The organism is Pseudomonas sp. NPDC087697 (genome assembly GCF_044743155.1).
Lineage (GTDB): Bacteria > Pseudomonadota > Gammaproteobacteria > Pseudomonadales > Pseudomonadaceae > Aquipseudomonas.
In genome coordinates, this window is sequence record NZ_JBIUVW010000046.1 from 1 (window position 1) to 12,171 (window position 12,171).

The following is a 12,171-nucleotide window of genomic DNA, read 5'->3' on the forward strand; positions in this document are numbered from 1 at the left end:
TCGTCATCGACTTCATCGACATGACCCCTGCCAAGAACCAGCGCGCCGTGGAAGAGAAAGTCCGCGAATGCCTGGAAGCCGACCGCGCTCGCGTGCAAGTCGGTCGCATCTCGCGCTTCGGCCTGCTGGAAATGTCCCGTCAGCGCCTGCGTCCATCGCTGGGCGAAAGCAGCGGCATCGTCTGCCCTCGCTGCAACGGCACCGGCATCATCCGTGACGTTGAATCGCTGTCGCTGGCGATCCTGCGCCTGATCGAAGAAGAAGCCCTGAAAGACCGCACCGCCGAAGTTCGCGCACAAGTGCCGATTCCGGTCGCTGCGTTCCTGCTTAACGAGAAACGCAACTCGATCACCAAGATCGAACTGCGCACTCGTGCGCGCATCGTCATCCTGCCGAACGATCACCTCGAAACGCCACACTTCGAAGTTCAGCGTCTGCGCGATGACAGCCCGGAAGCCCACATCAACCAGTCCAGCTACGAAATCGCTGCTGCCGCTGCTGAAGTGGAAGAAGTTCAACCGGCTGCCGCCACTCGCACCCTGGTTCGCCAGGAAGCTGCCGTGAAAACCGCTCCAGCCCGTGCCAACGCTCCGGTTCCGACCGAAGTCGCTGCCGCCCCGGTTGCTGCTCCGGCCGTAGCTCCTGAGCCAAGCCTGTTCAAAGGCCTGGTGAAGTCGCTGGTCAGCCTGTTCGCCACCAAGGAAGAGCCTGCTGCTCCGGTTGTGGTTGAAAAGCCAGCCACCGAACGTCCGGCACGCAACGAAGAGCGCCGCAACGGCCGTCAACAGAGCCGCAACCGTAACGGTCGCCGCGATGAAGAACGCAAGCCGCGCGAAGAACGTGCCCCTCGTGAAGAACGCGCACCACGCGAGCCGCGTGAAGAGCGTCAACCACGCGAAGCCCGCGAAGAGACTCCAGCAGTCGCTCGCGAAGAACGCGCACCGCGCCCACCGCGTGAAGAACGCGCACCACGTGCTCCTCGTGAAGATCGCAAGCCACGTGGCGAGCGTGAAGAGCGCCCGGTTCGTGAACTGCGTGAACCTCTGGATGCCGCGCCAGCTGCTGCTACTGCCGCCGCTGCTACTGCCGTTGCTGAAGAGCGTCCAGCTCGCCAGCCACGTGAAGAACGCGCGCCACGTCCACCGCGTGAAGAGCGTCAACCACGCGCTGAACAGGCTGCTGCGGTAACCGAAGAAGAACTGCCGACCAACGAAGAGCAACTGTTGGAAGAGGGTCAGGAGAACGCCGAAGGCGATCGTCCACGCCGCCGCTCCCGTGGTCAGCGTCGTCGCAGCAACCGTCGCGAGCGTCAACGCGATGCCAACGGTAACGTAATCGAAGGCTCGGAAGAGTCCGAAACCAGCGAAGAGCCAACAGGCGCTGAACTGGCTGCCGGCCTGGCCGTTACTGCTGCTGTTGCCAGCACTGTGATCAGCGCTCCAGCTGAGGCCCAGGCTCACCAGCAAGCTGAACGCGCTACTGCTGCCGTGACTGAAGAAGCTGCTCAGGAAGTTACTCAGGTTGAAGCGCCAGTCGTGGAAGCTACTACCCCGGTCGAAGCGCCAGTCGCTCCTGCCGTAGAAGTGGCTCCCGTTCGTGAAGCACAGCCTGAAGTTCACGCAGCTGTTGAACCAGCCGTTGTTGCAGAACAACAACAGCCAGTAATCGCTGTCGAGCCTGTGGTTGAAGCCCCGGCCGCTGAAAAAGCACCTGAGGTTCGCGAAGAGCAAACCGCGTTCAACTGGATTGCAGAGACTGCAGCCGTCGAAGCTCCAGCGCCAGTCGCTGAAGTGGTTGCTCCAGTAGTTGTTGCTGCCGAGCCTGCTCCGGTGGTTGAAGCACCGGTTGTTGCCGAAGTGGTTGCACCGGTTGTCGAAGCAGCGCCTGTCAGCGCCCTGACCGAAAGTGGTCGTGCGCCGAACGACCCACGGGAAGTGCGTCGCCGCAAACGTGAAGCCGAGCTTCTGCAGAAGGAAGCCGAACTGGCTGCCGCTGCTGCACCGGTTGTTGCTGCCGAACCGGCTCCGGTTGTTGCTGAAGTCGTCGAGGCAGCCCCTGCCCCGGCCGCTGAAGTGAGCGCCGAGCCTGCTGCCCCAACCATCGACGAAACCCTGCGTTCCGTCGAAGAAGTGGTAGAGCAAAAACCTGAGGTCCAGGAAAAAGAGCACGAGCCTAAACCCCTCGCCTGATTCCATCAGCCACTAAAAAGCCCCGCCTGGTGATCCAGGCGGGGCTTTTTTTTTCGCCTGTAAATACCGACACCCCGTCGAGGTTTGGCAACGGCTTATTGCCGAAGCTCCTGTGCTCCTGGCTAAACACTCGTTTAATATTTGTAAGAAAGTATTACGAAATAACCGCGCAACGTGCAGAATAGAGCGGTTGCAGGGCTAAAAGCAAACCCTGCCACGGCCCGAAAGCCTTCGGTCCGTTATGGAGTAAAGAGTGCATGACTATGGAAATTGCTGAACTGGACGCTTTCAAAGCGATTGTTGACTATGGAAGCGTCACGCAGGCAGCGATCAGGTTAAACCGCGCTCAATCCAGTATTTCCTTCCGAATCAAGACACTCGAATCACGGCTCGATACCAAGTTGTTCGAACGCTCCGGTCGCGGCATCACGATGACGGCTCAAGGCAAGGAACTCTATTCCTACGCCTCACAAATCCTCGAACTGGTTGCTCGCGCTCAATCCAGCCTGAATCAGGCAAAAACCGAAACACGAGTTCGCTTGGGGGTCATCGAAAACCTCACCATTACTCGCCAGAACCTGCTGCAAAGCATCGTTGCCAATCCCGACGGCCTGGCAGTGGATGTCAGCATTGGTAACACACAGTCACTGCTCAAGGATCTTGAGGCCGGCAAACTCGACGCGGTAATTGTCGGCGCCGGCTTTGCGCCTGCGCATTATCGCCGGGTGACACTGTTCAACGATCCGCTGGCCCTGATCTACAGTGCGACACAGCCCGCCATCCAGGACTTGAAAGCGTTCAGCGGTCAAGTATTCCTCGTCAACAGCCGGCGCAGCGCTTCACAACGTAATCTCGACGAACTGTTTATGATGGGCAACATCACCCCGGAAAAGATCATCGAGTGCGGCTCTTATCCGCTGTTGTTTTCAAATGTGATCAACGGCGTGGGCGTCGCCCTGGTGCCTTTATCACTGGTCGACTCGTGCTGCCGCAGTGAACAGGTGCAGACTTATTTTCTGAGTGGTTCATATGCCTCGCTGACCACTGAATTCGTGTATTTCGATCACCCCGGCAAACCTGCCCCCAGGGCATTGGCGCAATGGGTGCTCGACTTCGAAAAGCCGACCCGCTTACCGCTGACGGCAACAGCGATATAACAGGCCGGGCACTCGTCAGCAGTTACACGATTGACGCACCACCTCATCCTCGAAAAGGTTGGACAGTTGCAGCCCCTCCTCTTGGCTGCTCGCCTGAATGACATCACCGTGCTGCAATTCAAAGGCATCCTTGTCGGTACTTAATGAAGCGCCGAGCAAAACATAGTGAACCGTACCAGGCTCGCAGAGCTCTTCATGCTGGAACAGCAGGGCTTCGAGTTCGCTTTTGGCAAACATCAACTGATCGAGCCCCAATAGCGACTGTTTGTCCCACACGGTTTCTCCACGCCGGACAATCGAACTCCTCACCACCGAATGGCACGGTGGTTCAGCGATCACCAGTTCGTGGCACAACGCGGTATTGCGCAACTTGGAAAGACCGGCCAGCCCGGGTTGAGTGTGACGCAGCACCGGGTCAGAGAAATCCACTGCCAAGGTGTAGCCGATATAGCGCGGGTTTCGGCAGTCGTCGATGAGGTACACACAGGCATACTCGATCTCGACTCCCGCCCCACTGGCATGACACGGCGATTTGATCGCCCGGGAAGCAGCTACCAGCCCTTTGCCATTGCCTTTGTAGTACCAGTCCGGGGAGGACCGCTCAGGCATGGGCAGACCATTGACCGAGCGGTGCGTGTAACCGAAACCGCTCACCATGCATACAGCATCCTGAACGGGCCGCATCGGCACGTTAAAGGTCATCGATGAAAGCGCCTCAAGCGGCACCGCAACAAGGGACAAGCCGTTCTTGAAGCGCTCCCAGGATTGCTTGCTGCGCATGAACCGCACGGCCAACGCCTGGGAGGTCTCGACATCTGCGACCTGCCAGACCGCAACCGATGCCCCCTTGCCCTGCACAAGACCCACCCACCGAACGCCGTGGCGATCGACCGAATCGATGATTCTGTCCATCACGCGGCCTCCGTGCGTAGCGCAATCGGTGCCCGTCGCTTAATGGAACAGAGGATCACCCCAAACACAATCAGCACCAGACTGACCAGGTGATAGGCGTGCAGTTGTACGTCCAGGAACACAATACTGAACAGCCCCCCGGACAGCGGCACCAGATGAGTGAAGATCTCGCCACGAGTGGCACCGATTTCACCGATGCCTTTGCTCCAGAACAAGTACGACAGCCAGGACGGGAAGATCACCAGATACGCCAGACCGAGCCAGGGTGCAGCGCCCTGCCCCAAGTTGAAGGTTAAATCAGGATGCAAGACCCAAACCCCCAGGCTGAACGGAATCAGGCACAGCGCCCCCACCACCGCGCAATACGTCACGAATGCATTGCCGGCGATGGTTTTGGGCTTTGTCCGCAGAAAGGAACAATAGACAGCCCAACTGGCGGCCGAGGCCATGGTCCAGAAATCGCCTTTGTTGAAGCCCTCCAGAAAACTCAAATCGGAAAGGTGCCCCATGGTCACCAGCCAGAACACACCGACCGTACTGATGACCACCCCAAGCATGTTCGACCTGGATATAAAATCACCGAAAACGAAACGATTGAGGGCCAGTACCAGGCACGGCGTAGCCGACAGGTAAATCGCCGCATTCAAAGAACTGGTGTATTGCAAACCTATATACAAAGTCAGCGGAAATATAACTTGCCCACAGACCGCCAACATCACCAGGGTTAACCATGACTTACGCGCAGCCGGCAAACTTCCGACCACGGCCTTATAGTTAATCAGCAGCAGTAATGCACTGGTAATCAGCCATCGAAGTTGCGACAGCAGCACGGGATCAACATCCACCACCATCAACTTCCCGACGACATAATTACCGCCCCAGAACACGGCAGCGAGTGAAAGTAGTAAGTACGGCATTGGCACCCCCCGTTAGATCTTCTTCATTAACATAAAAGAGGCGCCGTCGAACTCGACTTCCCCCTGCAGATGGAACGCGTCTTGATACACAGACCATTGCACCTGCAACACATCAGTGATGGGCACCAACATAAGTGCCTCTGGCGCCAACACCCGGGCCAGTTCATTGACATAGACCCGGCAAGGCTCGGCTTCGACAGGCGAACTGTTTGAGACAATCAGTGAATAACCCAATCGACGGCGATAGTGAAAGTCGCCGGCCGAGGCAAACGGCAGCCTCGAAAAATCCAGGTCGGCGCGCAGTCTGAGCTGCTTGTGGCCGTGGTCCTGCGCCCACTGCAAGTGGTGAGCAAACTGCTGCCGGGTAGTGGAGATGACATCGAGACTGTGCCGGGCGAACGCTTGAAGCTGGGCGTTATCGGTCGGCGCAATCAGCAACACGGACTTCTTGCCCGGCGTGCCTAGATACTCCGCCAGGGATGCCGACAATGGCGGTATCTCGCGCTTCGGGGTGTCACGGTACTTCATCAACCAGTCCGAATTGATCGCGGCCCAATCGCTGACTTGCAGCGTCTGCTCGATCGACGGCTGATACGTTTCCATGAGGTGAGCCTTGAACGGCAGGTATTGCAGGATTTTCCCCTGGTCGCCAACGATGGAATAGTCGCCGACCCAGGTATTGAGAAAGGAGCGGATCCCGACGATGCTAGCCTTGCCCAGGTAATCCGCGTTCCAGCCCACGATAGCTTCACGCCCGACCCATGCATAATCGCACAACCTCACTGGTGGAAGGCGCGTCATCGCGACGGTCCGCGAGCCGATGGAAAGCCGGCCATAAGGATCATGGTCCTGACGCAGCAACTGACTGCCCGGCGACAGCCAGACACCGTCGCCAATATCCACATCGCCGCCGGCGTTGACTGCGGCATTACGACCAAAACGCACATACTGGCCAATCTTGATCGAAGGCAACTCATCCGCCGAGTGATCGAGTTGATGATCCGCATGGGGGTGGCTGAAATACGCACCGTTTTCAAAGTGAGTGGGAGAAATCAGGTGTTCCCCGACCTGCTCCTTGACAATCAATGGCGAGCCACTGGTATTGACAGAAAAGTGATCCTTTGACAAACCGAAGTCATCAGATAGCACTTGCAAGTGTTCACCAAATGTAACACCGAACTTAATCTCGTCACGGTGACCATTGATCGTTTGAGAAGCCTTCCTGAGTTGGCGCAGTGTTTTGACATAACGGGGAACCGGCTGATAAACATCGGCGGAACTTAACGCCCGCTCCAATGCGCCCAACTCCTGAACTTCACTATCCAGTTCAACAGGACTGACACTGACCGACGCATCCATATAATGCTTTATCATGTAGGCTCTTTATTTTCTTGATGAGTACTAACTGGGCATTCACCGCAACAGTAAACGCCGCACGCAACAAGATCGTATGTCGGATAAAAGCGAATGAATAACGAGTTTTATATCTGACACCCATCGATAAATACGAATGGGCAGAAGAAGGGGCAGAGTTCAGTATCGCTCTATAGAAGCCGGGGGGGCCTGGCCCCTGCCCGCGAGGCAACCGATCAAACGACGATTATTGAAAGACCAGCGCGACCGGCAAATCCACATCCCACAACACCCCGGGATCGTCCACCGCCACCTCAACGACTTTCGCCGACGCAAACAGCGGCTTCGCCCCGCGATCACCGGACAACGCCATCAGCGCTGTGCCAAACGAACGTCCAAACCCCACCGGATGCCCAAACTCGCCGTCCTGCACGGGCACACTGATGGTATCGACCTCAATCCCCTCAACAACCCGCTCAATACTCGACGGCAAGATAAATGGCATATCCCCCAACACCACCAACCAGCCATCAAGCGCAGGACATGCAGCAACTGCCGCCGCAATGCTGTCACCCATGCCCGCCGACGCCAACAGCAGCACCTGGCAGCCATAAGACTGGGCCAGCCGTGCGATCTCTGGACGATCCGGCGTCGTCACCAGCAACCGCGCCTCAACGCCACCTGGCAAATTGCGCAGCACCTGTTCGATCACCGGCCGCACAATGCCGTCGCGCCCTTCACACATCGCCAGCAACTTGTCCTGATCGGCACCGGCCATTTGTCGATAACGACTGCCCTGCCCTGCCGCGAGAATGATCGCGCCCACGTTCATGAGTCAGCCTTCGCCAGCGAAGGCTTCTTCTGGCTCAGCGCGACGTCGAGTTGGTGATCTTGACCATTGAGCTTCAGGGTAATCATGGGCACGCCCGCATAGTTCTGTGGTTATGGAGCAAATGCTTGCATCGTCTGGAGGCTGAGTTAACTCAACATTAACAAAAAAGCCCTGCAACCTAGGTAGGTGTGCAGGGCACTGGATTCAGCAGAGGAGCGTAGCTCAATACTGATTCGGCTCCATTTCCAGCTCGACATTGAAGCGTTCGGCGATGTCTTTCTGAATGCGCTGTGCCAGCTTGAGCAGCTCAAGCCCGGTGGCCGTGCCGTAGTTGACCAGCACCAGCGACTGCAACCGATGCACGCCGGCGTCGCCGTCACGAAAGCCCTTCCAGCCCGCCTGCTCGATCAACCAACCGGCCGCCAGTTTGACCCGACCGTCCGCTTGTGGATAACCGATCAGCCCCGGATGAGCAAGGCGGATATCGGCTGCCAATCCCGCCGACACCAATGGGTTCTTGAAGAAGCTGCCAGCATTGCCGAGCACTGCCGGGTCGGGGAGCTTCTCATTGCGAATGCTGCAAATCGCCTGACTGACATCGGTCGCGGTTGGATGATCAATGCCTTGCTCGGTCAGGCGCTGACGAACCGGCCCGTATTCCAGATGCAAATGCTCGACTCGGTCCAGAGCAAAACGTACTCGCAGGATCAGCCAGCGGCCGACTTGCTGCTTGAACAGACTGTCGCGGTAGGCAAAGTTGCACTCGGCCAGGGTGAAATCCCGCAGCTCGCCGGTCTGGCGGTCCAGCGCGGTCAAACCGGCGAACACGTCCTTGATCTCGACCCCATAGGCACCGATGTTCTGCATCGGCGCGGCACCGACCGTGCCGGGGATCAGGCTGAGGTTCTCAAGGCCCGACAGGCCCTGCGCCAGTGTCCACTGAACGAACGGATGCCAGCTTTCACCGGCCTCGGCCTCGATCACCACCTGACTGCCGTTGTCGCTCAATACTCGGATACCACGGGTGGCCATGCGCAGTACCAGCGCCGGGATGTCTGCGGTCAGCAACAGGTTGCTGCCACCACCGATTACCAACAGCGGCACGGCGTGCGCGGCCGAGTAAGCCAGTGCCTCGCGCACATCGGTATCGCTGTGGGCTTCGGCGAACAATTGCGCGCGAACGTCTACGCCAAAGCTGTTGAACGGCTTCAGCGAAACCTGCGATTGCAGGTGCAAAGTCATAAGCGTCCCTTCAATTCAATCACCAGCAAATCGCTGGCGCGCTCGATCAGGTCCAGCACCTGCTCGAAACCTTGATCGCCGTCGTAATAAGGATCCGGAACTTCATCCACGCTCGATTCATAGCGACGCAGAAACAAATCCAGCTCCGCCCTGCCCTTGGCCGGTTGCAATGCCTTGAGGTTGCGCAGGTTGCTCTGGTCCATGGCAAGAATCAGGTCATAGCTGGAGAAGTCGGCGCGTGTGACTTGTTGGGCACGCTGCGCGGACAGGTCATAACCACGGCGCAGGGCAGCAGCCTGACTGCGTTTGTCCGGCGCCTTGCCGACGTGCCAGTCACCGGTGCCGGCAGAAGCCACTTCGACCTGATCGGCCAAACCGGCTTCACGCAGTTTGTGCCGCAGTACACCTTCAGCCGTGGGTGAACGGCAGATGTTGCCCAGGCAGACGAACAGAACCCGCATCAGGCCTCCAGCAGGCGACGAACGCGCTCGAGGTCTTCTGCCGTGTCGACGCCCGGAGGTGGTGCAATCAGCGCATCGGCGACGTGAATTCGCACGCCGTGCCAGAGCGCACGCAGCTGCTCCAGGCTCTCGGTGTTTTCCAGCCAGCACGGGCCCCAGCTGACGAAGTCATGCAGGAACCCGGCGCGATAGGCATAGATGCCAATGTGCCGACGGTACGGTACACCGACTGGCAATTGCTCGCGGCTCTTGGCGAAATCGTCTCGCGCCCACGGCAAGGTCGCACGACTGAAAGTCAGCGCCAGGCCGTTCAGGTCGCTGACAACTTTGACCACGTTAGGATTGAACAGGGTTTCAACATCTTCGATCGGCTCGGCCAGGGTCGCCATACGCGCGTCGGTATGGGCCGCCAGGTTGGCTGCGACCTGATCGATCACGCTTGGTGGAATCAACGGCTCGTCGCCTTGCACGTTGACCACGATAGCGTCCGGCGCCAGACCCAGTTGGGTAGCGACTTCAGCCAGACGATCGGTGCCGGAGTTATGGTCCTCGCGGGTCATCACCACTTCAGCGCCAAATGCCTTGCAGGCCTCGACAATGCGCGCATCGTCAGTGGCGACCACCACCCGTTGCGCGCTGCTTTTGCTCGCCTGTTCCCAAACGTGCTGGATCATCGGCTTGCCGGCAATCATTTGCAGCGGCTTGCCCGGCAGACGGGTGGAAGCAAAACGCGACGGAATCACGACGGTGAAAGCAGTGCTCATTTATCCAGACGCTCTTCTGTCGTCAGGGTGCGCGCTTCGCTTTCGAGCATTACTGGAATGCCATCACGAATCGGATAAGCCAGACCGGCGCCTTTACTGATCAGCTCGGTTTTATCAGCGCTGAGCTTGAGCGGACCTTTGCAGATCGGGCAAGCGAGGATGTCGAGCAGTTTGGTGTCCATGAGCATTCCCTGGATAAAAGCGTTTTAAGGCAAAAGACGCGCGGGCAACAGCCGCATCAACTGCGTATCGAACCAGGCCACAAAGGCCGGTGATGGCGCAGCATCGACCGCCAGATACCACCAGTCAGCGGCCGCGAAGGGTCGGCATTTCACCGCATCCTTCTCGGTCATCACCAACGGCAGTGACGGCGTGAAATTCAAGGCCGCCGCGCTGTACTCGGCGTGGTCGGCAAAAGCATGTGCAACAGGCTGCCAGTGTAGCGTTTCAAGGGTGCTGAAGAAACGTTGCGGATTACCGATTCCGGCCACCGCGTGCAGGGCCTGGCCAGCGGGGAAATGCTCAAGCGAGCGGCGCTCGCCCGTCAGCAGGTTGACCAGCGCGGTCGGTTGCAGCTGGAAGGCAAAGCCGTCGTCTCGATCTGCCGTGGCGCCGTTGTAGAGCAGCGCATCAACACTTTGCAGGCGTTCGACCGGCTCACGCAGAGGGCCCGCCGGCAGGCAGCGTTTATTGCCGAGTCCGCGCGCGGCATCGATCAGCACCAGCTCAAGATCGCGTGCCAGACGGTAATGCTGCATGCCATCGTCAGACAGAATCAGATCCAGCGGTTCAGCGGCCAGCAGTGCCTGTACGGCGCGACTGCGATCCGGGTCAATCATCAACGACACGCCCGTGCGCTGAACGATCAACAGCGGTTCGTCGCCAGCGATGGCTGCGCTCTGCGCAGCTTCGACCCGCCAGGGCAATTGCGGCGGTTTGGCGCCATAACCACGACTGACCACGCCAACCCGCAGGCCGCTACGCTGACAATGTTCGATCATCCACAGAATCAACGGCGTCTTGCCGGTACCGCCGACAGTAATGTTACCGACCACGATCAGCGGCACCGGCGACTGGTAGATCTCACCCTCACCGGCCAGAAACCGTTCGCGCTTGGCCGTGACCACGCGCCGGTACAGCCATTCCAGTGGCTGCAATAGTTTCAGCGCCGGATGACCGGCGTACCAGGCGGCGAGCAAACGATCGGACATGGCCATCAGGGCGTCGGCGCCGCCTCGACGGTGGTCATGCGCAAATGCGTGAAACCCAGCTTGCCCGCGGCATCCATCGCGGTGATGACCGCCTGATGCTGGGTCTTGCCATCGGCGCTGATGGACAGCGGCAAATGGGTGTCGCCATTGGACTCTTTCGTCAAGGCGTCGATCAGGCTGGCCAGATCGTTCTTCGGCAACAACTGATTGTTGACCGAAAACACCCCCTCGGCGCTGATGGCGATGTCCAGTTGCTTGATCTGCTGGTCTTCGGCGGGCGATCCGCTGACGGCTTCCGGCAGGTCGACGCGCAGTTGGGTTTCACGGGTAAAGGTGGTGGTCACGACGAAAAACAGCAGCAGGACAAACACCACGTCGATCAGCGACACGAGGTTGATGTCCACGTTCTCCCGTTGCTTGCGGCGGAATTTCACGCTTTGTCCCCGGCCAGATCAACGTCACGGTCGCCCTGCACTACTTCAACCAGCTTGATGGCTTCCTGCTCCATACCCACGACGAGCTCATCGATGCGCCGTTGCAGAAACCGGTGGAAGAACACCGACGGGATACCGACGATCAGGCCCGAAGCCGTGGTGATCAAGGCTTTGGAAATACCGCCGGCCAGCACTGCGGCGTTGGTCGTCATGCCCGTGCCCATGAACGAACTGAAGATATCGATCATGCCCAACACCGTGCCCAGCAAACCCAGCAACGGCGCCATGGCGGCGATGGTGCCCAGCGCATTGATATAGCGCTCCAGCTCGTGGATCACCCGGGCAGCGGCCTCTTCGATGCACTCTTTCATGATCTCGCGACCATGTTTGGAGTTGGCCAGACCTGCCGCGAGGATCTCGCCCAGCGGCGAGTTGGCGCGCAGTTCCTTGAGTTTTTCTTTATTGAGTTGCTTGTCCTTGATCCAGACCCAGACCTGCCCGAGCAAGTGCTCCGGGGTTACACGGCTGGCCCGCAGGGTCCACAGACGCTCAGCGACGATGCCCAATGCAGCAATGGAACTCAGAATGATCGGCAGCATCATCCAGCCGCCGGATTTGACCAATTCCCACACAGTGACAGTCCCCTCGAAAAAGTGCGCCACTTTAACATACAGACTCGACATAGAGGCCCGGCACACC

The 12,171-nt window shown here is 58.7% G+C and carries 13 protein-coding genes; 2 read left to right on the top strand and 11 right to left on the bottom strand.

All coding sequences use genetic code 11. The features are described 5' to 3' along the window. Both ACIPIN_RS24295 and ACIPIN_RS24300 read left to right on the top strand, forming a co-directional pair. On the top strand, positions 1–2,189 hold a 2,189-nt coding region (locus ACIPIN_RS24295), incomplete at its 5' end, for a ribonuclease E/G (protein WP_401123132.1). Between the two features lie 257 nt (positions 2,190–2,446). Further along, complete coding sequence (locus tag ACIPIN_RS24300; protein ID WP_401123134.1) at positions 2,447–3,346, top strand: LysR family transcriptional regulator; 900 nt, start codon at positions 2,447–2,449, stop codon at positions 3,344–3,346. Positions 3,347–3,361: 15 nt separating this feature from the next. Here the strand turns inward: ACIPIN_RS24300 and ACIPIN_RS24305 are convergent, their stop codons facing one another. The 11 genes from ACIPIN_RS24305 to ACIPIN_RS24355 all read right to left on the bottom strand — a co-directional run bounded on the left by ACIPIN_RS24305 (position 3,362) and on the right by ACIPIN_RS24355 (position 12,104). Next, positions 3,362–4,258 carry a hypothetical protein gene (locus ACIPIN_RS24305; RefSeq protein WP_401123137.1) on the bottom strand — a complete coding sequence of 299 codons (897 nt, stop codon included), beginning with the start codon at positions 4,256–4,258 and terminating at the stop codon, positions 3,362–3,364. Beyond that, on the bottom strand, positions 4,258–5,175 hold the full coding sequence (locus tag ACIPIN_RS24310) for a DMT family transporter (protein ID WP_401123140.1): 918 nt from the start codon (positions 5,173–5,175) through the stop codon (positions 4,258–4,260). Before ACIPIN_RS24310 ends, ACIPIN_RS24305 begins: the two co-directional genes overlap by 1 nt. A 12-nt stretch (positions 5,176–5,187) precedes the next feature. Then, positions 5,188–6,549 carry an acyltransferase gene (locus ACIPIN_RS24315; protein WP_401123142.1) on the bottom strand — a complete coding sequence of 454 codons (1,362 nt, stop codon included), beginning with the start codon at positions 6,547–6,549 and terminating at the stop codon, positions 5,188–5,190. Between the two features lie 226 nt (positions 6,550–6,775). Beyond that, on the bottom strand, positions 6,776–7,360 hold the full coding sequence (locus ACIPIN_RS24320) for an NTP transferase domain-containing protein (protein ID WP_401123143.1): 585 nt from the start codon (positions 7,358–7,360) through the stop codon (positions 6,776–6,778). Between the two features lie 222 nt (positions 7,361–7,582). After that, positions 7,583–8,602: a UDP-N-acetylmuramate dehydrogenase gene (gene murB / locus ACIPIN_RS24325; protein ID WP_401123146.1), complete on the bottom strand. Its 1,020-nt coding sequence runs from the start codon at positions 8,600–8,602 to the stop codon at positions 7,583–7,585. Beyond that, positions 8,599–9,063 (bottom strand): low molecular weight protein-tyrosine-phosphatase, encoded by a 465-nt coding sequence (locus tag ACIPIN_RS24330; protein WP_401123149.1) that lies wholly within the window; start codon positions 9,061–9,063, stop codon positions 8,599–8,601. Before ACIPIN_RS24330 ends, murB begins: the two co-directional genes overlap by 4 nt. Continuing rightward, entirely contained in the window at positions 9,063–9,827 is a 765-nt protein-coding gene (gene kdsB, locus ACIPIN_RS24335; RefSeq protein ID WP_401123151.1) for a 3-deoxy-manno-octulosonate cytidylyltransferase, read from the bottom strand. Before kdsB ends, ACIPIN_RS24330 begins: the two co-directional genes overlap by 1 nt. Next, positions 9,824–10,009, bottom strand: a complete 186-nt coding sequence (locus ACIPIN_RS24340; RefSeq protein WP_011060103.1) for a Trm112 family protein — start codon at positions 10,007–10,009, stop codon at positions 9,824–9,826. Before ACIPIN_RS24340 ends, kdsB begins: the two co-directional genes overlap by 4 nt. Before the next feature lie 24 nt (positions 10,010–10,033). After that, positions 10,034–11,044, bottom strand: a complete 1,011-nt coding sequence (gene lpxK, locus ACIPIN_RS24345) for a tetraacyldisaccharide 4'-kinase (protein WP_401123154.1) — start codon at positions 11,042–11,044, stop codon at positions 10,034–10,036. Further along, complete coding sequence (locus ACIPIN_RS24350; protein ID WP_401123155.1) at positions 11,044–11,472, bottom strand: ExbD/TolR family protein; 429 nt, start codon at positions 11,470–11,472, stop codon at positions 11,044–11,046. The genes lpxK and ACIPIN_RS24350 overlap by 1 nt, the downstream gene beginning before the upstream one ends. Beyond that, complete coding sequence (locus ACIPIN_RS24355) at positions 11,469–12,104, bottom strand: MotA/TolQ/ExbB proton channel family protein (protein WP_401123157.1); 636 nt, start codon at positions 12,102–12,104, stop codon at positions 11,469–11,471. Before ACIPIN_RS24355 ends, ACIPIN_RS24350 begins: the two co-directional genes overlap by 4 nt. Positions 12,105–12,171: the final 67 nt, after the last annotated feature.

What these genes read in the sequence shown, in the direction of transcription:
- lpxK (WP_401123154.1), bottom strand. Translation starts at nt 11,044, where the DNA reads ATGGCCATGTCCGATCGTTTGCTCGCCGCCTGGTACGCCGGTCATCCG.
- ACIPIN_RS24340 (WP_011060103.1), bottom strand. Translation starts at nt 10,009, where the DNA reads ATGGACACCAAACTGCTCGACATCCTCGCTTGCCCGATCTGCAAAGGT.
- ACIPIN_RS24305 (WP_401123137.1), bottom strand. Translation starts at nt 4,258, where the DNA reads ATGGACAGAATCATCGATTCGGTCGATCGCCACGGCGTTCGGTGGGTG.
- ACIPIN_RS24310 (WP_401123140.1), bottom strand. Translation starts at nt 5,175, where the DNA reads ATGCCGTACTTACTACTTTCACTCGCTGCCGTGTTCTGGGGCGGTAAT.
- ACIPIN_RS24315 (WP_401123142.1), bottom strand. Translation starts at nt 6,549, where the DNA reads ATGATAAAGCATTATATGGATGCGTCGGTCAGTGTCAGTCCTGTTGAA.
- murB (WP_401123146.1), bottom strand. Translation starts at nt 8,602, where the DNA reads ATGACTTTGCACCTGCAATCGCAGGTTTCGCTGAAGCCGTTCAACAGC.
- ACIPIN_RS24300 (WP_401123134.1), top strand. Translation starts at nt 2,447, where the DNA reads ATGACTATGGAAATTGCTGAACTGGACGCTTTCAAAGCGATTGTTGAC.
- ACIPIN_RS24320 (WP_401123143.1), bottom strand. Translation starts at nt 7,360, where the DNA reads ATGAACGTGGGCGCGATCATTCTCGCGGCAGGGCAGGGCAGTCGTTAT.
- ACIPIN_RS24330 (WP_401123149.1), bottom strand. Translation starts at nt 9,063, where the DNA reads ATGCGGGTTCTGTTCGTCTGCCTGGGCAACATCTGCCGTTCACCCACG.
- kdsB (WP_401123151.1), bottom strand. Translation starts at nt 9,827, where the DNA reads ATGAGCACTGCTTTCACCGTCGTGATTCCGTCGCGTTTTGCTTCCACC.